The 21028-nt window shown below is 59.7% G+C and carries 17 protein-coding genes; 15 read left to right on the top strand and 2 right to left on the bottom strand.

Annotated elements, in window-relative coordinates; genetic code table 11:
* The first annotated feature begins 90 nt into the window (after window positions 1-90).
* The 5 genes from hisC (at window position 91) to QRN11_RS07085 (ending at window position 9805) form a co-directional block, all read left to right on the top strand.
* Window positions 91-1188 carry a histidinol-phosphate transaminase gene (gene hisC, locus QRN11_RS07105; RefSeq protein ID WP_285250413.1) on the top strand — a complete coding sequence of 366 codons (1098 nt, stop codon included), beginning with the start codon at window positions 91-93 and terminating at the stop codon, window positions 1186-1188.
* A 40-nt stretch (window positions 1189-1228) separates the two neighbouring features.
* Complete coding sequence (locus QRN11_RS07100) at window positions 1229-2644, top strand: amino acid permease (RefSeq protein ID WP_285250412.1); 1416 nt, start codon at window positions 1229-1231, stop codon at window positions 2642-2644.
* A gap of 432 nt (window positions 2645-3076) precedes the next feature.
* Complete coding sequence (locus QRN11_RS07095; RefSeq protein ID WP_285250411.1) at window positions 3077-4213, top strand: metallophosphoesterase family protein; 1137 nt, start codon at window positions 3077-3079, stop codon at window positions 4211-4213.
* A 568-nt stretch (window positions 4214-4781) separates the two neighbouring features.
* Window positions 4782-8756 (top strand): ATP-binding protein, encoded by a 3975-nt coding sequence (locus QRN11_RS07090; RefSeq protein WP_285250410.1) that lies wholly within the window; start codon window positions 4782-4784, stop codon window positions 8754-8756.
* Entirely contained in the window at window positions 8753-9805 is a 1053-nt protein-coding gene (locus tag QRN11_RS07085; RefSeq protein ID WP_285250409.1) for an ATP-binding protein, read from the top strand. Before QRN11_RS07090 ends, QRN11_RS07085 begins: the two co-directional genes overlap by 4 nt.
* A gap of 96 nt (window positions 9806-9901) precedes the next feature.
* Here the strand turns inward: QRN11_RS07085 and QRN11_RS07080 are convergent, their stop codons facing one another.
* Window positions 9902-10693, bottom strand: coding sequence for a FadR/GntR family transcriptional regulator (locus tag QRN11_RS07080; protein WP_285250408.1), 792 nt, complete (start codon window positions 10691-10693; stop codon window positions 9902-9904).
* Between the two features lie 97 nt (window positions 10694-10790).
* Between QRN11_RS07080 and QRN11_RS07075 the strand changes: the two genes are divergently transcribed.
* From QRN11_RS07075 to QRN11_RS07060, 4 genes are read left to right on the top strand one after another with little or no spacing between them, the layout of a single operon-like run.
* Window positions 10791-11669: a carbon-nitrogen hydrolase family protein gene (locus QRN11_RS07075; RefSeq protein WP_285250407.1), complete on the top strand. Its 879-nt coding sequence runs from the start codon at window positions 10791-10793 to the stop codon at window positions 11667-11669.
* A 9-nt stretch (window positions 11670-11678) separates the two neighbouring features.
* A complete protein-coding gene (locus tag QRN11_RS07070) occupies window positions 11679-12014 on the top strand; it encodes a hypothetical protein (RefSeq protein ID WP_285250406.1) in 336 nt (111 codons plus the stop codon).
* A complete protein-coding gene (locus QRN11_RS07065; RefSeq protein ID WP_285250405.1) occupies window positions 11942-13027 on the top strand; it encodes an APC family permease in 1086 nt (361 codons plus the stop codon). Before QRN11_RS07070 ends, QRN11_RS07065 begins: the two co-directional genes overlap by 73 nt.
* Before the next feature lie 40 nt (window positions 13028-13067).
* Window positions 13068-13853, top strand: a complete 786-nt coding sequence (locus QRN11_RS07060; protein WP_285250404.1) for a carbon-nitrogen hydrolase family protein — start codon at window positions 13068-13070, stop codon at window positions 13851-13853.
* Between the two features lie 82 nt (window positions 13854-13935).
* Here QRN11_RS07060 and QRN11_RS07055 read toward each other — a convergent pair whose 3' ends face one another.
* The gene (locus tag QRN11_RS07055; RefSeq protein WP_285250403.1) at window positions 13936-14916 is read right to left on the bottom strand and encodes a hypothetical protein; all 981 of its coding nucleotides are present in this window, start codon (window positions 14914-14916) and stop codon (window positions 13936-13938) included.
* 347 nt (window positions 14917-15263) lie between these two features.
* Here QRN11_RS07055 and QRN11_RS07050 point away from each other — a divergent pair, with 347 nt between their 5' ends.
* From QRN11_RS07050 to QRN11_RS07025, 6 genes are all read left to right on the top strand, one after another.
* Window positions 15264-15938 (top strand): DUF6308 family protein, encoded by a 675-nt coding sequence (locus QRN11_RS07050; RefSeq protein WP_285250402.1) that lies wholly within the window; start codon window positions 15264-15266, stop codon window positions 15936-15938.
* Between the two features lie 3 nt (window positions 15939-15941).
* On the top strand, window positions 15942-16241 hold the full coding sequence (locus tag QRN11_RS07045) for a hypothetical protein (protein WP_285250401.1): 300 nt from the start codon (window positions 15942-15944) through the stop codon (window positions 16239-16241).
* A 319-nt stretch (window positions 16242-16560) separates the two neighbouring features.
* Window positions 16561-17523 (top strand): DUF2971 domain-containing protein, encoded by a 963-nt coding sequence (locus tag QRN11_RS07040; protein WP_285250400.1) that lies wholly within the window; start codon window positions 16561-16563, stop codon window positions 17521-17523.
* A gap of 695 nt (window positions 17524-18218) precedes the next feature.
* Window positions 18219-19715: a DUF2971 domain-containing protein gene (locus QRN11_RS07035; RefSeq protein WP_285250399.1), complete on the top strand. Its 1497-nt coding sequence runs from the start codon at window positions 18219-18221 to the stop codon at window positions 19713-19715.
* Window positions 19716-19993: 278 nt separating this feature from the next.
* The gene (locus tag QRN11_RS07030) at window positions 19994-20743 is read left to right on the top strand and encodes a Mu transposase domain-containing protein (protein WP_502935018.1); all 750 of its coding nucleotides are present in this window, start codon (window positions 19994-19996) and stop codon (window positions 20741-20743) included.
* Window positions 20743-21028, top strand: a 286-nt coding sequence (locus QRN11_RS07025) for an ATP-binding protein (protein ID WP_285250398.1), incomplete at its 3' end; no start/stop codon positions are given. The genes QRN11_RS07030 and QRN11_RS07025, both read left to right, overlap by 1 nt.

Raw genomic sequence — 21028 nt, 5'->3', positions numbered from 1 at the left:
TTCACCACATGCAGTAGAAGTTGAGCAGAAGTCCCAATGCCTTGAGGGTATCTTGCCATGTGCGCCGGGTCACAATCATGATCGGTCCTCATGACCCTCACTCAGCTTCAATCGGCACCGGCCGCCGCGCGCCCCACCCTTCGTGGCGCGGTGACCGGCCTGCCGTCCTACGTCCCGGGCCGGCGCAGCGCCGGCATGGACATCGCAGCCCTAGCCAGCAACGAAAGCCACTACGAGCCGCTGCCGGCAGCAATCGCCGCCGTGGCCGGAGCGGCCGGTGCCATGAACCGCTACCCGGACATGGCCGCCGTCGAACTCCGCGAACGGCTTGCCCGGCACCTCGGCGTCACGGCCGGGGAGATTGCGGTGGGACCCGGCAGCGTGGGCGTCCTCCAGCAGATCATCACCGGACTGTGCGACGCCGGGGATGAGGTCATTTTCGCGTGGCGCTCCTTCGAGGCGTACCCCATCCTGGTGGAGCTGGCAGGTGCCCGGCCGGTCCGCATCCCGCTGGACCACCTGGAGGGCCACGACCTCGACGCCATGGCCGCGGCCGTCACCGACCGCACCAAGGTCATCCTGCTGTGCACCCCCAACAATCCCACCGGCGTCCCGATCAGCCATGACCGCATCGAGGCATTCCTGCGCGCCGTCCGCTCGGACATCCTCGTGGTGATCGACGAGGCCTACGTGGAATACGCCGACGCCGGCAGCGGCCCCGATTCCCTGGCTCTCTACCGCGAGTACCCGAACGTCTGCATCCTCCGCACCTTCTCGAAGGCCTACGGACTCGCCGGCTTGCGCGTGGGATATGCCGTGGCGGCGCCGGAGATTGCTGAGGGGTTGCGCCGGACCGCGCTTCCCTTCTCGGTGAGCGCGCTGGCCCAAAAGGCGGCCGTCGCGTCGCTGGACGCGGGGGAGGAGATGGAGGCGCGGGTCGCCGTCGTCAAGCAGGAGCGTGCACGGATGTCTCGGGAGCTGGCAGCCCGGGGCTGGAAGCTGCAGCCGAGCCAGGGCAATTTCCTGTGGATCCGTGCCGACGACGAGCTCCGGACGCGGCTGATGGAGGCGTTCGACGGCGCCGGCATCATGGTCCGGGCCTACCAGGGCGACGGCGTGCGGATCACCGTTGCCGACGCCGCCGCCAACGACCGCGTGCTGCGGATCCTGGCCGCCCACGCGGCCTGAACTTTTATCCCCAATAAGTCCTACTGACTAGAGGAATCCCATGGAACAACAGACAAAGACGTCTGCCCGCGCGCTCGGCGCGGCCCTCAAACCCCGCCAGCTCACCATGATGGGGCTTGGAAGCGCCATCGGCGCCGGCCTCTTCATCGGCTCCGGCGCCGGTATCCAGGCTGCCGGCCCGGCGGTGCTGATCTCCTATCTCGTGGCTGGCACGCTCATCATCCTGGTGATGTGGGCCCTCGGCGAGATGGCCGCCGCCAACCCGGACAGCGGTGCGTTCTCGGTCTACACGGCCAAGGCCTACGGGCCGGTGGCCGGCGCCACCGTGGGCTGGCTGTGGTGGCTGCAGCTGGTGGTGGTCATCGCGGCGGAAGCGCTCGGTGCGGCAGGCCTGCTGGCCACGATCTTCCCCGCGCTGCCGGTGTGGCTGATGGCCTTTGTGTTCATCGTGGTGCTCACCGCCGTGAATCTGACCAGCGTGAAGAACTTCGGCGAGTTCGAGTTCTGGTTCGCCCTGCTCAAGGTGGCGGCGATCGTCGGGTTCCTCCTGGTAGGCGCTGCCCTGCTGTTCGGTTGGCTGCCGGGCGTCCAGTCGCCGGGGCTGTCCAGCTTCACCGGTGAGGGCTTCGCGCCCAGCGGCTTCGCCGGGATCGCCACGGCCCTGTTCGTGGTGGCGTTCGCGTTCGGCGGCACCGAGATTGTGTCCGTGGCCGCAGCCGAGACCGCCGAGCCGGCCCGCAGCGTGAAGAAGGCCGTCCGGACCGTGCTGTGGCGCATCCTCGTGTTCTACATCGGTGCCATCTTTGTGATCGCGGCCGTGGTTCCCGTGGGTTCGGCAGGACTGAAGAGCCCCTTCGCCGCCGTGCTGGACGCCGCCGGCATGCCCGGCGCAGCCACCGCGATCACTCTGGTAGCCGTGGCAGCACTGCTCTCTGCCCTCAACGCCAACCTCTACGGCGCCTCCCGGATGGCGTACTCGCTCGCCGAGCGGGGTGAGGCACCACGGCTGCTCGCTTCGGTGTCCAAGGCCCGGGTTCCGGTGGTGGCAGTCCTGGCCAGCGTCGCGTTCGGCGTTGTTACGGTGGTGCTGGAGTTGGCTTTCCCCGAGATGGTCCTTCCGATCCTGCTCAACATCGTGGGTTCGACGTGCCTGCTGGTGTGGACGTCCGCGCTCCTTGCCCAGCTCGCGCTGCGCCTGCGTGCCGACCGCGAGGGAACCGAGCTTCCCCTGCGGATGCCCGGCTTCCCGTGGCTCACTTCCCTCGGTCTGCTGATCCTCGCGGCGATCTTCACGGTGGGCTTCATCGGCGAGGACTCCCGTCCCCAGCTCCTGAGCACCTTCGGACTTGTGGCGCTTTTGGCGGCGGGGTGCTGGGTGAATCATCGCGGCGGCCGGAAGGTTGCGGGCGGCGTTGAAGGTTCGGAGCATGACAAGCAGCCGGTGCTCATCGACTGAAACGGGTGCTGACCCGTTCGTAAGTTCTGTGCTCACCGAGGGCGCGTCCGGCTACCGCCTGGCGCGCCCTGGCATAATGTATGCCGTGGTGGCCAAGTTGGCCACCGAACCACCTGCCGCAGCTCAGTTATCCGACCGGGTCACCAGAGGGGTGTCGCCGCGCCGTGCGCGCGTAACCGTGACTCGCGGCCAATATCGCGATGGAGGAAGTACTAGCTAGGGGACGGGTTCTGCCCGCTGTAACCGCTGTCGCAACAATACTGACGAGGTTTTGAGTATCGCGGGCTGCAGTGGTGGTCTCGTTTCGACCTCCACGAAACATCTCCACCGACAGCGCGATATTGCGGCTTCACGCGCGTATGACTCCCGACTGAGTAGGAGTGCGGAACCTTTCAACCGCAACCAGCCGAGGTGTGGCGGAAGCGCTTGGTCATGAGGTCCTATTGCAGGTGGTCGTTGTTGACACCTAAACTGACCATTCCTAACGCTAAGTTGAGGGGAGTCAAATTGATCGCTCAGGCAACAGCGGGGAGTTGGAGCATCTTACATATCTCGGACACCCAGTTCGGGAAGTACCACCGGTTTTCGGGTGGCCCCGACTCGTTAGCGAAAAGATTGCTTGAGGATCTCGTAAGTCTTCGTGACACGGTGCCCCCAGTGCGTCTCGTCGTTTTGTCCGGTGACATAACGGAAAGGGCTCTTCCTTCTGAGTTTCGCGAGGCAACCGCATTCCTCAAGGGTGTGCTAGAGCAACTCGCTTTGACAACGCGCGATGTCCTATTTGTCCCGGGCAACCACGATGTGAACTGGAAGGACTGTGAGGCGCACTTTAACCAGCGAGAAGCGCGCGGTCTAGAACCTGTTGCGCCGTTCAAGCCGAAGTGGTCTAAGTACGCTTCATTTCGCCGCGCACTTACCGGTGAGACAACGCTTCACTCTGTCGTGCATCGGCCCGATCTCCGTCTGAGCGCAGTTTTAATTAATTCGACGGTACGTGAGAGCCACCAGCAGCATTTCGGCTGGTGTGGGGAGGACCAACTTAGGGAGTTGGCAGGGCAGTTGCGTGAGGGTGCCCTGGACCTGAGGATTGCAATACTCCACCACAACGTACGCCGAGGGGCAACTGACGATAACGAGAACCTGCTGGATGAAAGGGAGTTCACCCGTATTCTCGGCCCGTATCTGACTTTGGTTTTGCACGGGCATACTCATAATGGTCGTCGTGACTACCTAAGCGATGGAACCTTGGTTCTGTCTACTGGGAGCGCTGCCGTGTCAAGCGCATACAGGCCTGACGAGGTAGACAACCAATACCAGGTAATTTCCTTCAATGACGGACAACTGCACCGTTGGGCTCGTAGGTACGCGGCGGATGAAAAACGCTTTGTTGCTGATTCGCGAATTGGACCTGAAGCTCACCCAGGCCGGGAATCCATTCCAATCGTTGGCACGGCTAACAATAGTTCCGCTCGTGGACCCGTAGAAGGTGTCAGCCGTAAGGCGCGACTGCGCCTCGGTCAGTACGACGAGGACGAAACGTTGAGAGACGGGAAGTCGAATGGACTATGAAGTGATCAAACAATTCGTTGCGGTGGGCGGGACAATAGAAATTGCTATTACCGGCGGAGCAAGAATTGTTGGGACAGTCAAAGTCTTGACCGAATCTACATTGGGATTGGAAACCGACGGACGTCTAGATTTCGTACAACTAAGTCTCGTTGATCATTTGGTGGTATTGGCCCCCAAACAAGTCTTGGCTGAAGTCAACGGAATTCGGCCGAGTACATCCCAAAGCGTCAGCGGCCCCGCGGACCCCCCTAATTACGCTGCGGACGATTTTGAATCTGAAGAGACGCTAAAGTTACCGACAGAGCCCCTTCTGCCCCATCAGGATGCATCTCCGACTGCTAGAAGCATCACATCCGCGGCAACCGGTGAATCAATTCAAGACAGTGCACTCGCGCCGGAAAGTTCTCAGAATATACCTACTTCTGACGCTCGTGACCGTACGTCCACAGATTCCGCACCCGTCGTGATTGAAGGCAAAGCACGTACTGAAGGACTAGAAATCCAACGGCTCATGCGGACGTTATCCCAAACGGAGACTGTAACCCCTACCTGGACTAGGGATGTTTCCTTGGTTGCACAGGCCCAGCTTGCCTCGGCCCAGTCCGCCTTCGACTATGCGAGCAGGATTCAGGAGACCGACCCAAAATTTGGCCGGATGCAGGCGGTCTGTGCCAAGGCCTACACCGCTTTGTTGGCAGAACCAAAAAACCCTGGCCTCTTGCGACTCCTCGGCGAACTCGAGCTTATAAATCAGCGCCCCGAAAGGGCCATCGGATATCTGGTGAATGCCGCTGAGTTAGGGCCGGATGCGTCAGCATGGCGTCTTATTATGGTCGCGACCGCTGCCTTGTCCGACGAAGAAGGCGCTGTTTATGCTGGCCTTCGCTACATCCGCGTGGCGGGTATCGCGGCCGCGGGCCAACTTTGGGACCAGTGGCTAGCGTTGGTCCGCGCTACAGGGCGTGTTGGGCAGCTCCGAGAACTTCTGCATAACTCGACACTTGCTCGTGACAAGGCTGTCATCGAGGAAATCGTACAGGGTCAGCCGAATGTGGACCCGATGGAGCGACCTGCAGCTTTGCGGCCAAGGCCGTTAAGATCCAAGCCCGTCCTTGTCCTCCCTCGAACCGATCCTGCACCGGAATCATCTTCCCTCAAGCCCCTGAAGCAGCCTGCAACGAAGTCTCAGAAGACGGATAAAGGGGTCAAACGAATAAGCTCATCACCGCGGTCGGGCGTAGCCGATTTTTATTCACGGGCCCGCGAAATTGAGCATGCGGGGGGCAACCTTGAAGAAGCAAAGCAGCTCTATCGCCTTGCAATTGCAAATGGTAGGCATGGGGACGACTGGCGCGAGAGCAGGGTCAAAGATCTGGCTTGGCTCGTTAGGCGCACTGAAGGCCCTGTCGCTGCCCTAAGGGTCATTGAGGAGGAGTATCAAGGTTCGCTTAAAGCGAGCGACTCCCTTGACAACATACTAATTGATTTCCTAGTTGGTGCTGAGCGTTATTCCGACGCTCGCCTTGTCGTTGAGCGGCAACTCTTGAGAAATACGATCAGTTATGCCCGCCGCCAGTTGCTGCAACATCAGCTTGCCACGATAAAGCTGCGACTTGGAATGGACTCAGTTTCGGATTGGATGGCTCTTGTTGAGGGTGGCAACAACAATGCTTACGCCCGCAGAGGTCTTGCTCTTGCGTATTTGCTCCGAGGCAAAACAGACGATTTGTATCTTGCGGAACGCGCAATTTCTGATGATGACGATGCGGAAGCTGACGATATTCGGCTCAGGCTCGAAAAAGTACGCCAGGGTGGCGATGGCATAGACAGTTATGTTCTCGACTTCGCTGGGCTGCTAGAGGGTGCCCAATCGCTAAAGCCACCCCTTATCGACTACGTGACCCGACATTACTCCCAACAAGCGGAAAATTACATTGAACAGCGTCAGCGGGAGAAGCGGACGAGTCATCCAGCCGACGCTGCGAAATTGGCAAAGAATGCCGACGCGCTCCGTGGCTTTCAAAGGGAGAACAGTGCTGACGGATATATCTCGGCTGCGGTGATAGTCAGGGACAGCCTCGAACGAACCTCCCATGACGAGCGCGCGAGTGACGAGTACAGGCTTTACTTGGTCCAAGGCTTAGTCGGTTTGGCCGACGTCATGCTCGATCGTGAACATCAGGACGCAGCTCGCGACTTGTACGCCACAGCCCTGTCTGTATCGGAGGGTGTGCCAAATGCCGAAGCTACAAGGGACGTCAAATACGGATTCGTCCGATACTTTGTATCCCTTGAGGGTCGTAGGGCACTTGCAAGAGTACGAGGGAACATAGATGAGGAGAATCTGGACGAGACGATACGCAGGGAATTGCGCGAGTGCTGCAAATCTTCGAGCGACGACGTTTTTGACCTCGTTATAAAGTTGTTTGCTACTTCATCCCACGCGGGCCGGCGCGTTCTGAGTGTGGTAGCCAGCGACGAAGAGTTGCGTAAGGAAGCGCGCCGTTATATTGCTGCTCGTAAGGGAGAGGCATTAGAAGTTGCTGCAGAAGTCACTTCTCCTCAAATATGGACGGCATTGGCGAGGTCTTGGCACGCAAAGCAGCGTGTCATCGTTCAAGCGCTGCTGTCACTCCAGAATGTTGAGATGTCCGAGGAGTCGCTTCAATCCGCCATAAGCGCCCTTTCTGCCACAGATGCTGCCTGGCCATCTCCTGCTTCGAGCCACCTCGGCAGTCTCGCAGCCGTCCTCAATGAGATACATCGGGCTCTATATGAGCGTGCCTTCGAGGAACGCGAGGCCTGCTATCGTCGTGCGCAGGAGCGGATGGACGCCATTCTGCACGAGATTCAACTGGCACCTACCGAGTTTGCCGTAGAGGCTTTAGTTCCCGTGGCGGAGCATATTAAGGTTTTGGCGGCGACAGCAATGACCGATTTGTATAACGACTATCCCGCTGAACCAACTCTCACCGCAGCCCTCGAAACAGTCGCAACTGATAGTGACGGACGGTCATTGCTTCAAGTCAAACTTGCCAACGCTGAAGGGCGGGCGCCAATCGAGTCGCCTGAAATTCGCGTCTCCGAAGCGAGCGACGTTTTCGTGTGTGAGAACACCCAGGTAACACTCCCTGTTGCAGTGCGAGGGGGTGGATACAAAATTGTTGTCTTGAAGCTAGCTGTTACACCCCAGGGCAGGAGCCAAGGAGCATTTTCCGTGCCCCTCACTCTCAGTTATCGATCGAGAGGCAACGCCGGAACGATGAATTTAGCAGTGAGTATTCCGATCCAGCTAAGCACCGCAGACCAGTTTGTCGAGGTGGGGAACCCCTATGAGGCAGGCTCATTGGGACGGCCCGTTGGTCAGCCAGACATGTTTTACGGCCGGGATGACATTCTGGACCGAATCTCAACACGCCTGTCAGCGGCAGATGGCGGGGGCACCGGGTTTGCAATTTATGGTCAAAAGCGAGCGGGAAAGTCATCCATACGCTTGCATCTGGCCCAGGCGCTGTCCCACACCTCGAATCTTGTATTAGTTGACTTAGGAAATGTGGGCAAATTTGCGCCAGCCGATGCTGGATTTGCCACCAACCGGCTGCTCGGGTCTTTAGCTTGGCAGATAGTCAACAAGACTAATCGTGCGCTCCAAACGGCAGGCTACTCGCAGATGGGCGATGGACAGAACCTTCGATCAGTGCTGATAGATAGTCCTACTCCGATCGTCGACTGCCTCGATATTTTCGACGGCTACCTCGCTGACACCGAATCCGGGGCTCCCCCGAGGTTTGTCCTCGTCTTTGATGAGTTCCAGTATTTTGAACTCTGGATGCGGCGCGGGTTACTCGATCGTTCATTTATGCAGAGTATAAAGGCGATGATTGAACGTGGACTATTTGACATAATAGTCATCGGCCAAGATGCGCTCGATCGGCTAATTTCCGAGCACGCTAACGTTTTTGCAGTCTTTGCACGCGAGAGAGTTACCTATCTTGATGACACTTCTGCCCGCCGCCTCATAGACGAACCGTTACGTATCGGTGGCAAAGATGGTCCCAGCCGTTACAGGGAGGGCGCCATCGGTCGAATACTCGAGCTAACCGGTGGTAGTGCGTTCTACATACAAAAGTTCTGCTACGAACTGGTGCGCTACATGAACTCGCATCGGGCACCCTTCGTTACAGAGGCCGACGTTGAAATGGTTCGGGTAAGCCTCCTTCAGCGTTTGGATCCCACCGACTTCAACAACCTGGAGAGCTCCGGATACATAGAGGAGGAACTTGCCCTGGCTCAGCTTGCCGAGACCGAGGCGCCGTCCGCGAACTATGCGGAGGTGCTCCTCGCTCTAGCCATGGCTTCTCGTGAGGGTCCGGCTCCACTCGATCGCGTTGCTGAATTCTATAGTGGGCACCAGACGCTCGAAGATGTACTCGACGACTTGGCTACTAGGGACGTAGTAAGGAGGGAGGCAGGGCGTTATCGCATTGTGGTACGCCTATATCACGACTGGCTGCTCTTTCACCACCTTGGAGGCGATGAATGACGAGGATCGCTAATCCATACCAAGGCGCGGGACAAATCGCGGCTGGACCAAGATTTATCGTTCGGCAGGCGGAATTGTCGGATATACGAAGTGCTTGGGCTGGTGACAGGCCAGGAAATGTCTCTATTCGGGGTAACTTTCGCATGGGCAAATCTAGTTTGGTCCGAAGTGCCGCAAAGACTTACGCCCTAGATACTCCACGTCATGTTGTGGTGGTGGTGAGTGCCGGAGCAGTCACTGATGGCAAAGGTCTCCTACGGCTGATGGCCAAGAGAGCGCACAGGGCGCTACAGGGGACGGGCTTTGATGCAACTGTTGCACAAGCTAGCTTAGGTCCGCTACAAGCGGCTATGGAACTCGAAGAGTGGTTCGATGTTTGTGAAGCGGTCACAGATTTTTTTCTCGTCTTGGCCGATGCGCGAATTGGTGTGCTCATGATTGTCGACGAGCTTGACCGTATGGCTGGGTGGTCCGGTTTAGCGGAGTTTCAATTTCTACGGGACTTGGCAAGTGAGCCGGAGTTTTCCCTCGGACTAACAACGATCTCGCGCCGTTCCGTGTACGACATTGAGACGAGTGGATTTGGAGGATCCACTCTGGGTGGTGTGCTGGGTCACTCCGTACATATCGGTCTCTTCAGCGAAGCAGAAGGCCAAGAGATGATTGCCAGAGGGGCTTCGGCTGGTATTTCCCTTACTCCGGCTGAGGAAGACCTCAATTATCTTGCGGGTACGCACCCTTTTCTACTCGAATCCGCCTGTTTTTGGTTTTTTGAGGAGTCGCAAATGGGTGTTGGTGCAGGACGCGCAGAAGTCCAGGATCGCTTGACCGAGCAGATCACATCGCTTTATCGGGTGTATCTGAGGGACCTTGAAATCGACCTCCCCGGGGCAGTTAGTGACATTAGCCGGACGCTAACTGCTGGGCACGATATGGCGCGCCTCCCAGTTGCGACGAAGCTCCCAGCGCTCGGTTTGGCACGAGCCTGTAATGGCCAACTCATCCCCTTCAGCCGCCACTTTGGCGAGTATTTGCGTTCAATCAAATAGCAAGTGTAGTGACGGATACAGGGTTTCTGGCCCTGCGAGCAGCTTCAGATAAGTACGCGGGAGGAACGTCTCTGAAACAAGCGCGGTCAGATCACGTCAGTCTTGCTGGATTGGTGCAGACCCAAGAATTGCACTTCCCAGGCTCTTCGCTGGTTGCAGCCCCATAAACATCGTCCGGTGCAGGATGTCCACGTGCTTCCGTGCGACCTCCACCGCTTCCTCAACACGGCGGGCCCGCAGGGCTGCCACCAGCGCGATGTGGTCGTGGTTGGACTTGTGCAGCTTCTCGATGGGATAGGGGATGAAGTAGTCGTAGAGCTCGGCGAGCGTCTCGTGATAGACGTCGACGGCGGAGTCCAGGCACGATGCGGTGCCCACTAGTTGATGGAACTGCTCGTCCATCCGGTGGTGATAGGACCAGTCGCTCGACTCCGCCATCTCACCCGTCAGCCGCTCCAGCTCGTCCAGCTGCTCAGATGAAGCATTTACCGCGGCATAGTGAGTGACCGCGCATTCGAACAGCAGCCGGCGGTCCACCAGCCGGTTCACGGCCTGGGACTCCGCCGGTGACGCCGAAAGTGAAGCCAGAACCTCAGTAGGCGGAGAATCCGCCACAAACGTTCCCCCGGCCCGGCCGCGCCGCCGCACCACCACCCCCTGCTCCGCCAGGCTCGCCAAGGCGCGGCGTGCGGTAATCGGGCTGACTGACAGGCCGAGGGCCACGTCCTCCTGGTCGGGCAGCCGCTCGCCCGGCTTTAGCAGCCCCAGCGAAATCGCCATCCCGATCCGCATCCGCACAGCATCCATCGCACTGCGCCGCTCCATCCCGGGCATCCTGCTCGCGTCAAGGCGCGCGGGTTCGGCGGTGTCCTCCAGCTGACGGGTCATATCCGCAACTTTACGGCCCACACCAGCCCCCTTTCCTTTATTGGATCATTCTGATCTAATATAACCCGGATCACACCCCCACAGCGGAGAAAAACCCATGCAACGCACCCTTCCCCTCGTCGCCGCCCAGGCCCGGCCGCGGCTCATCGGCGAACCCGTCTCGGCCTTCGCCGACGAGGTCAAAGAAGCCCTCGAAGCCCAGCCGCACAGCAAACTGGTCGTCTTCCCTGAACTGCACCTCTTCGGCGACGAAGACCCGGACCTGCAGCGCACCGAAATGCTCCAGGCGAGTGCCGAACCCCTCGATGGGCCAAGGGTCAAAGAGCTCAAGCAGCTCGCCAAGGATCTAAACATCTGGCTCGTCCCCGGCAGCGTCTGCGAACGCGGTCCCGAAGGCCAGCTGTTCAACACCCAGCTGGTCCTGTCCCCGGAAGGGGAGTTGGCCGGCTACTACCGGAAGATCTTCCCCTGGCGCCCGTTCGAGCCCTACGATCCCGGCGACCGGTTCACCACCGTGGACCTGCCCGGCATCAGCAGGGTGGGCTTGAACATCTGCTACGACGCCTGGTACCCGGAGGTGTCCCGCCAGCTCGCCTGGATGGGCGCCGACGTGATCCTCAACGTCGTCAAAACCACCACCCCGGACCGCAAGCAGGAACTCATCCTCGCCAAGGCCAACGCCATCGTGAACCAGGTCTTTATGGTCAGCGTCAACTGCGCCGGCCCCACCGGCCAGGGCAAAAGCATCATCGTGGACCCGGAGGGCAACACCCTCACAGAAGCAACAGACGAGAAACCCCAGCTGCTCACCGCGGAACTGGACCTGGCCGCCGTCGACCGCGTCCGCACGCACGGCACGGAGAACCTCAACCGCCCCTGGTCGCAGTTCCGCGAGGGGGAGCCCGCCGTCGAACTTTCCGTCTACCAAGGCCGGATCATCCCGGCCACCTGGACACCGCCGTCCTACAAGCCCTAAGGAAACCCCGTGACCACCACCCTCACCCGCACGCTGAAGCTGCCCTCGCTGGTCCTGTTCGGGCTGGCGTACCTGACCCCGATCATCGTCCTGGCGATCTTCGGCATCATCGCCGAAACCACCGGCGGCGCCGCGCCCGCCGCGTACCTCGTGGCGCTCGTGGCCATGCTGTTCACCGCGCACAGCTACGGCCGGATGGCCGTCGCCCACCCCGTGGCCGGCTCCGCCTACACCTACGTCGCCGCTCCATCGATCCCCGCGTCGGATTCCTGGTGGGCTGGGCCGTGCTGCTCGACTACCTCTTCCTGCCCATGGTCATCTGGCTCATCGGCGGCTCCTACCTGACCGCCCAGTTCCCCGGCATCCCCATCGGCGTCTGGATCGTGGGCTTCATCGTGGTCACCACGCTGCTGAACATCCTGGGCATCAAGGTGGCGGACAAGGCCAACTACGTGCTGATGGCGTTCCAGCTGCTGGTCCTGGTGTTCTTCGTGGCGCTGGCCATCGGCAACGTGGTGTCCGCCAACGGCGCCGGGGGACTGGCCAGCGGGCAGCCGTTCTTCAATAGCACCGCCAGCTTCACCACCATCTCCGCCGGCGCGGCCATCGCCGCCTACTCTTTCCTGGGGTTCGACGCCGTCACCACCCTCACCGAGGAAACCGTCAACCCGCGCCGGACCGTGCCGCGCGCCATCATGCTGGTGGCCCTGATCGGCGGCGGCATCTTCGTAGCGGTCTCCTACGTGACCCAGCTGGTCCACCCCGGCGGCGTGTTCGAGGACTCGGCCTCCGCGGCCAGCTCCATCGCCCTGCAGATCGGCGGGCAGCTGTTCGGCGCCGTGTTCCTGGCCGGCCTGGTGGTGGCACAGTTCGCCTCCGGCCTCGCCGCGCAGGCCAGCGCCTCCCGCCTGCTGTACGCGATGGGCCGCGACTCCGTCCTGCCCAAGGCCGTCTTCGGCAAGCTGAGCGAGAAGTTCCACACCCCGGTGGCGAACCTGGTGATCACGGGCATGGTGGGCCTGATCGCGATCTTCCTGGACGTGGCCACGTCGACGTCGTTCATCAACTTTGGTGCCTTCACCGCCTTCACGCTGGTGAACGCCTCGGTGGTGTTCCACTATGTACGCCAGCGCCGGGCCGGGCAGCAGCTGAACCCGGTGTCCTATGTGGTGGTCCCGGTGATCGGCGCGGTCATCTGCGCCTACCTGCTCTCCCAGCTGGACAGCAACGCCATTACGCTGGGGGTGTCCTGGCTGGCGCTGGGCGTGCTGGTCCTGGCCCTGATCACCCGCGGCTTCAAGGCCTCGCCGCCCGAGATGACGGCCACGGAGAAGGCAACGGTCGAGGCGGCCGCCTGACTCTGAAGTTTGTGATGTGGCCGCCGGGCCGAGGGAGGGAATGGTTGTGAGGATTGCGCTGGGGCAGCTGGAGTCGGGCGCCGACGTCCAGGCCAACCTCGCCGTGATTGACAGCTTCGCCGCCGAGGCAGCGCGCGACGGCGCCGCGCTGGTCGCCTTCCCGGAGTACGCCACCTACGAAAAGAAGAAGGTGGACGCGACGTTCCCGGCAGTGGCCGAGCCGCTGGACGGGCCGGTCTGCCGGGAGCTCGCCGCCATCGCCCGCCGCCACCGCATCGCGCTGGTGGCGGGCGTGGTGGAGACTTCCGACGAGACGGGCCGGGCCTACAACACATTGGTGGCTTTCGGGCCCGACGGCGGCCGGCTAGCTTTCTACCGGAAGATCCACCTTTTCGACGCGCAGGGCTTCGGGGAGTCCACGTTCATCAAGCCGGGCCCGTCCACTGAGCCGGTGGTGTTCGAGCACGGGGGAGTGCGGTTCGGCCTGATGACCTGCTACGACCTGCGGTTTCCGGAGCTGGCCAGGTCGTTGGCCGACGCCGGCGCGCAGGTCCTGCTGGTCTGCTCGTCCTGGGTGCCGGGCGAGCACAAGACGGAGCAATGGCTGGCGTTGAACGCGGCGCGGGCGATCGAGAACAGCGTGTATGTGGCGGGGGTGTGCCAGGCGCCGCCGGTCTCGGTGGGGCTGAGTGTGCTGGTGGACCCGATGGGGGTTGTCGAGGCTGACCTTGGGCTCGAGCCGGGTGTGCGGGCGGTGGAAGTCTCGCTGGAGACGGTGGACCGGGTGCGGGCGTCGTTCCCGATGTTCCGGCAGCGGCGGTTGTAGAAACCGGCGGCCAGCGGAAGAATACCGGCCCAAAGCCACCTGTGAAGGCAATCAGGTAACTGACGTGCGGCAAGCTGTAAGTCTAGGTTCTGCCGCCATAGCCTGCTTCCAATTCCAGGAAGGAAAGGGGACGAACGATCGGTGCGGAACGCCGGCCATAGTACGACGTTTCCGGCAGCGGCTGAATTTCTAGGCCGGACGCGCGGATCAGGGCGTTTGTATAGTCGATATTTCGGACCCATGCGCCACCCGTTCGCCCGGCCCCTGAGCGATTCTTAAAGACCTTGCTCCCGGGAAAGATCCAATTCCGCTTACCGTCGAGAATTTCGTCTACGACCCGCATGAGTGGCAACTGCGTTCCCCGCAAGGCGCCTGATGAATCATCCAGCCGGGCGATAGTTCCTGCAACTTCCATCACCGGAACACAGCGGGGTGCGCCTTGTTCCCATGGCTTTAGGGCTACATAGGGCTGATTAAAGGTTCTCACCCTAATGAATGCTCCCCGTCCTAAATAGACTTGGTGCTGCATTTCAGGTGACAACTGCGCCGAGTCGGTTATCAACCATAGAACCTCATGGCCTAGAGATAGTCTGTGCTCAGTCCTGTGATGGATGTCTGTGTCCCAGCGCTGCACTTCGATGGCGAGGGACCGGTTGGTAGCGTCATTGAGAATAAGAACGTCTGCGTTGGACTCGTAGTCCTCGACAATTGCCCTCATGTGGGACCGTCTTGAGACCTGCTTGGCAATCTCATGCTGGTACCACCGATGTTCGTCGGACATTGGTCCGCCGCCCCGAGTCGAGTGATCCGCTGGACGGGCCGTGAAATGACGGCAGTCAATAGAGCCTGCTGCATTCCGGAAGTGGCGAGTGCCTTGTCGATCCACAGCGACGAGCTTCACGTTACAGAGTTTCACTGGGCATTTGAGCACCGGCTTATTGCGCCGGATATACGACCAGTCACTGTCGTTATGGACGTTGTAGATCTTCCCGCTTGGTTCTTCCCACAGAACAGCGTCCTGCTTTGACCCTTGAGCGGGAACTTCTATGTGCTTCTCCTTCATGCTTTCCCCCAGAACACGAACGGTAACGAAAATGCGGTATTTCTCTAAGCGTAAGTATTAGCACTGACAATTCGCCGCTTAATCTGTTGGTTTTCGCCATAATACCTACTCCGAGCTGAGCGGCGAAGTAGAAGATGGACAAACCTGTTCTTTGCTCCGCTCGGTGCGGAGGGCTACCCTCGCTCGCCGGTTGCCGCCACACCAACCGGCTGTGCCGGACCTTAAGGATGGCTGGACGCGGCTTGAAGATCTCCAAGGAGTGAAATGCCCCCGCGCCTTGATCTACTAGCATTTGTTGTTGTGCGGCAAAGCCGCTATAGACTCAAAGCTGGGGGACAAAGAACTTTATGCCAAACGAAACGCGGCGGTCCGAGATCGCAGAATCCCTTGCCGTTATCACTGAAGATACCGCCCTCGCATATCTCCATAGATATTACGGCCTTGGCTCTTGGGATGGGCTCGCCTACACGGGGTCCCACTTTGATGGTCTTCCGACAGTGTCCACTAACAGAATTACTGCAGAGGACATCATCGCCGTCGGTTGTTTGTCCATTCACGTCCCGGCGGCGGCGTCAGTTGAGATCCTGGGTAAACAGGGGGACGAGATCGCCTCGCTGTTGTCCGAAATGCCGAACCTGAACCTCGAGGAAATTTCACCGGATCAGCACGAAGAATGGCTTGGGGATGGGTCTGCGGCTTTCAGGCTTTGGAGCTTGCTTCGCCAGCTGGATCGGGTGGGCCCAACCACCGCCAGTAAGCTCATGGCACGAAAGCGTCCCGGACTCATACCAATCTATGACTCCGTGGTGGCCCGCGTAACTGGCTTCGACACTTCTGCGGGGACTTGGCATGCTTGGCATAGCGCCCTTTCCAATGAAGCATCCAAGGAAAGTCTGCAGAAAATCCGCTCGTCCGCTGCACTGGAACACATCCCGTTATTGCGAGTTCTGGATGTGGTTGTTTGGATGCACGGTAAGGGGTTTCAACAGCCGGAGCGAGTCGATGAAGGAGTAGGTGCCTGAAGAATGCCCGTTGGAGCGGCACAGGCAAATTTCGATCGAGCGGCGGCGCGGGATGGCACTCAGCTTGAGGCTGTACGGGTTCCTTTGATCAACCAGCAAGGACATTTCGCCCTTCCACGTCCTGCTGCTGAAGCTGTCCGTGCGGCTTTAGAGGCCGTATTTCGGGCGTTGGATGGAGAGGCCGCAGCGCAGATCGGCAAACGCCAGACTTCCCTGCCTGGGGATTTTTACCACGCACCCACAGGGACCTTCACCGAAACCGATGAAACCCAGCACTTTACAAGCAACGGTCCGGCAAAGTAGTGGCAGGGGTTGAAGAGACTGACGATGCCAAGGTGCCAGCATTCTTGGACTGAACCAGGCATTCGAATGACTTCCTTCGTTTAGGTCACGCATAGGTGGTCGGCTTTGGACGGCGTTCCGTAGTGGTGTCCTGGACCGGATGCCGGAGCGTACGATAGGCGGCGAGGCATTGCCGGTTCCCGTCGCTTAGTCCCCAATGGTGGATCCCGAGCCCAAGCGGAGAGTCAGGGTCAACGGGGCTCGCAGATCGGATAACGTGGCGATGATCCCGTTACGTACGGGCGGGAACTTCTGACCCAAAAGGGGAATGTCGGCATAAATGGAGAACGGCGAAATGACGGGGAACGGCTCCTTGGTCTGGCATTACACCGACGGCCTGGGGCTGAATGGCATCCTCAAGAACAACACTCTTTGGGCTAGTTCGGCTGCATACCTTAACGATTTCAAAGAGCTAGTCAGCGGTAGCGATAGGCTGAAGGAAGTGTGGGAACTGGACGAGTATGCAGACGTGCGGGAGGAGCTTGAGAAAAGCCTCGAAGGCTTCAAGACACCCCGCGAAGAGCATTTCATATTGTCTGCCTGCGAGAGCGGAGACAGCCTGACAATGTGGCGGTACTACGGCAAAGACGAAGTCAGCTTTGCCGTTGGCCTGGACCGTGACGTTCCGCTCGGAGTGCGTGCTCAGAGCAAGGGCGACAGCCACCCGTTTCCTCCGCCGGGCTATGAGGAAGGCCCTAGGGATCCTAACGGGCAGCTTGAGTTTGACCCAGACCAAGATGGGCAATCCGTTGAAGGGTGGGATCCGATGGTCTATGAACGAGACGAGCAGGAAAAGATTGTTGCGCAGGCGCTCTCCAAGTTGCGTGACGCCTTTGAGGTAGCGAAGCAAGACCGCAGCGTGTTTTCTTTTCCCTTCCTTATGGAACAACTGTCACTCCATGGCCAATTGAACCGGATCAAGGACAATGCCTTTCGCGACGAGCAAGAATTGCGGACGCTCGCCGAAGTTTCACCCGCTTGGAAGTACGTACTTCATCGGCCAGGGCGTTACGGGCTGATTCCATACGTAGAACTGGGCCTTCCAAAGGGTGGGACGAAAGGCCGGAAACGGAAGTTCCCCGACCGTGGTGGCCCTCAAGAAATGGAGCGGTTGCCGATTAGGCAGATCAATATTGGGCCCACGCCGTACCTAGAAGAGGCTAAATTTGGCCTGTTGCAATTTCTTAGCTTTTTGGGCTATCACGACGTGAAGGTAGAAGTTAGCTCGATTCCCTACCGGTAGTCGTGGCGAGGCTCTCGGCATGTCCGCTCAACACCCCTGCCCGCGGTTTCGTGGAAAAGCGATTGGGATACGAGAGTCTAATTCTCTTGGCGGGTGACACGATTTCCTGTGACTGGTCCACTCACGTCGGCGTCAGCGACCCGAGTCTGTCCATGGCAGCTTTGATATAACTAATCCGTCAGCTGCTTATACGGGTTTCTGGGCTGTCGACCAGGGTCCAGCCCATGCAGCCCAACCATTCGATGCAAAGCAGGTCGACGCCGCCGTAGCTGGGCGATGGTTCTAACCAGCATCTTCTCGTCGCGGTTTCGACGGTTCTTCACTACCCGCGTGGCGAGCGGGTATTTGACGCGGAGCATTTTCTCGAAGGGCTGATGCCGAGATGGACGACCAAATGCGTCCTGAGACTCGATAAGGCACAGGTGGGCGCCTTTACGGACTTAGTCGCCTTGTTGCGAAGTGTGGATGGTCGAGGGGTTTGTTGTTGTGGTTGGCGTCAGATCGTAGTCTTCTAGCCACTGCCGCGTCCACCGCCCAGCGCTGGGGCAGCCTGATATTCCTACACACCGGGAGACGCCGTTGCGGTTCTGGAGGCCTCAACACCGACGACATCAACTGCGTCAGCTGCCATTCCTCGAATCCGACACGTTTCTCTCGGGGCAGGACATGAAAGGTGAGGATGTAAGGATTGTTTTGTGAGTGATAAGAAAAGACCCCATGCGCGCAAGCCATATAACGCTTCAAGCAATGAGGCTAGCGCGCCGGAGCCGGCGGATCCTGAGTCGGGTGGGGATACGGATCCTTCCGCTGCTCAAGCTGGCCACATAGTCACGCTCGATGAGACACTCACCAATGTTAAGGGTAGCGGCCAGCGAGATGCTGAGAAACCTCACCAGTTGGACGCCATTGCCTTTCCGCAGAAGGACCTGGAACGCCTCCAACGGATCGTGTCGGCACCGTGGTTGCAATCCTATGCAGCTTCCAATATTCCCCTCGCCAACATGACGGATTCCTTGGGTAAAATGGCAGACCTAGACCTGCTGAAACCGCATATTTCGACCCAGCTATTGGAAAGCGTCAATCGGGCGCTCAAAGTAGCGACACCTGACGTCTCGCAAATGCAAAAGGTGCTCGGGGATGCCTTATTGCCCCTCGGGCAGATGCAGTTACAGCAGAATATGTCGCTGAAGCCCATCTCGGACGCTTTGACGAAATTTATGGAAACCTCTCTGCGGCATGCCACGTTTGCGGGTTTCGCCAAAAGAACGCAAGAGTGGCTTACCACTACGGAAACTCTGCGGTATCGAAGCAACACCTACGTGTGGCATTACACCAACGGCTATGCCTGCCTGTCCATCATCAGGAGTGGAAATCTTTGGGCATCAAGCCCCGAAAGTCTGAATGACGCTTCCGAGATGACCCATGGACTGACCCTAATTCGTGAAGCCTTCAGTAAGGTGAAGGATGAAGCGAAGGAAGATCAGGATTACGACCCGGACGGGTGGGAAACGGTCGATTTGCTGATGCCCGAAGTCTTGGACGCGGCCTACTTCGACACCATATTGAACGAGGTCTATTACATATCCGCTTCGAGCCAACCTGACAGCCTCACGTTGTGGAGGAACTATGCGAACGGTGACGGCTTCGCACTCGGTCTGAGCACGAAGATAGAACTGTCCGCTGACGGTATCGCCCTTGACGACGAGGACGATAACGAGAGCCTTCGGGACGACATACCTCCCATCAGCGGCTGGTATCGAGTTACCTACAAGAAAAACCAAAAAGAACGGCTGGCAAAAGAGTTTATCCAGAATGCTATCGAGGACATCGATCGTGCTGGTGAAAGGGACCAGGAAGCATTGGTCAAAGAACTTCGAAAGCAGGCGGTCATCTTGGCGTCAGTGATGAAGCATGACGCTTTCGAGGACGAGAAGGAGGTGCGGTGGATTACGACCAACTTCACTAACTTCGATCCAGTCCACTACGAGCATGGCCGAAGGAGTATCGTTCCTGTTCTTCATGTAAGAACTGCCTCGCAGGATGAGGAGGCACTGTTACCGTTACGAGGTGTGCGGTGTTCCCCAGTCGCCCCTGATGGCATCGTGCGGACCATTCAGGGCTTGTTGGCACAGATGGACTACAGGCAGGCGAGCAGCAACGTCAAGAAGTCTGAGCAACCATTTAAGGGCTGACCAGTGACACGCCGGGATGGGCGCGGTGCTGTTCTTGCATAGGCTGCGAGACCCAGCTGTCGGTGACGGTCGAAAAGTGAGCCATTGTGACGGTTGAAAACTGAGCCACCCGTTCCAAACGATTGGGTGTGTGATCACAGTGGAGGATTGGGCGCTTATTCGGCGGTTGCATCTGGCCGAGGGTGAGTCGATGAGGCATACCTGTGGGTGCCGGCAAGGCTAGGGTGTTGCCGGTCCTGGTGATGGTCTGCTCGCATTCACGGTTTATCATGGCCCGGATGATCCCGTCCCGGATGACCGGGGACCTGCTGGCCGGGATGTGGGAGCTGCTCGGATCCCTTGGCGCGGTTCCGCGGCGACTGGTCTGGGACAACGAAACCGGCATCGGCCGGCGGAACAGCTACGCCGCCGGAGTCGCGGCATTCGCAGGGGTCTTGGCCACCCGGATCGTGCAGGTCAAGCCCTACGATCCGGAGAGTAAGGGCGTGGTGGAGCGGGCCAACCAGTTCCTGGAGACTTCCTTCCTGCCAGGCCGGGTCTTCGCCTCCCCGGAGGACTTCAACACCCAGCTCGCCCAGTGGCTGCCGAAGGCCAACGCCCGGCTGGTCAGGCGGACCGGCGCCCGCCCGGCGGACCTGCTCGCTGCGGACAAAGCGGCCATGCTGGCGTTGCCACCGGTTCCACCGGTCACGGGCTTCACCGCGCGGGTTCGGCTGCCGAGGGACTACTACGTCCGGATGGGATCCAACGACTACTCCGTCCACCCGCAGGCCATCGGCCGGTTCGTCGACGTCACCGCCGACCTCGGAACCGTCACGATCAGCCTGGACGGCAGACCCGTCGGGACCCATCACCGGTCCTGGGGTTCCGGTCTGACGATCACCGACCCCGAGCACGTCGAGGCGGCAAGGGCACTGCGGAAGGCCTTCCAAACACCTCATCCGGTGGGCGAAACGACCGGGCTGCGGGACCTGGCGGACTACGACCGGGCGTTCGGGGTTGTCCTCGATGACGGGCAGGTCGCCTGATGCCGGCCGCTAAGGAAACCATCGGCCAGATCGAGTACTACTCCCGGGCGATGAAAGCACCCCGGATCCGGGAAGCAGCAACCCGGCTCGCGGACCAGGCAAGGGAAGGCGGCTGGACGCATGAGGAGTACCTCGCCGCTGTCCTGTCCCGGGAAGTCGCAGCCAGGGAAGCCTCCGGCGCCGAGATCAGGGCCCGGGCCGCCGGGTTCCCCGCCCGTAAATCAGTTGAAGACTTCAACTTCGATCACCAGCCCGGCCTCAAACGCGACACCATCGCGCACCTGG

Source organism: Pseudarthrobacter sp. fls2-241-R2A-168 (assembly GCF_030209335.1).
Taxonomy (GTDB): Bacteria; Actinomycetota; Actinomycetes; order Actinomycetales; family Micrococcaceae; genus Arthrobacter.
Note: the sequence above shows the minus strand (reverse complement) of the source record. Positions and strands in the feature narration are given on the sequence as shown.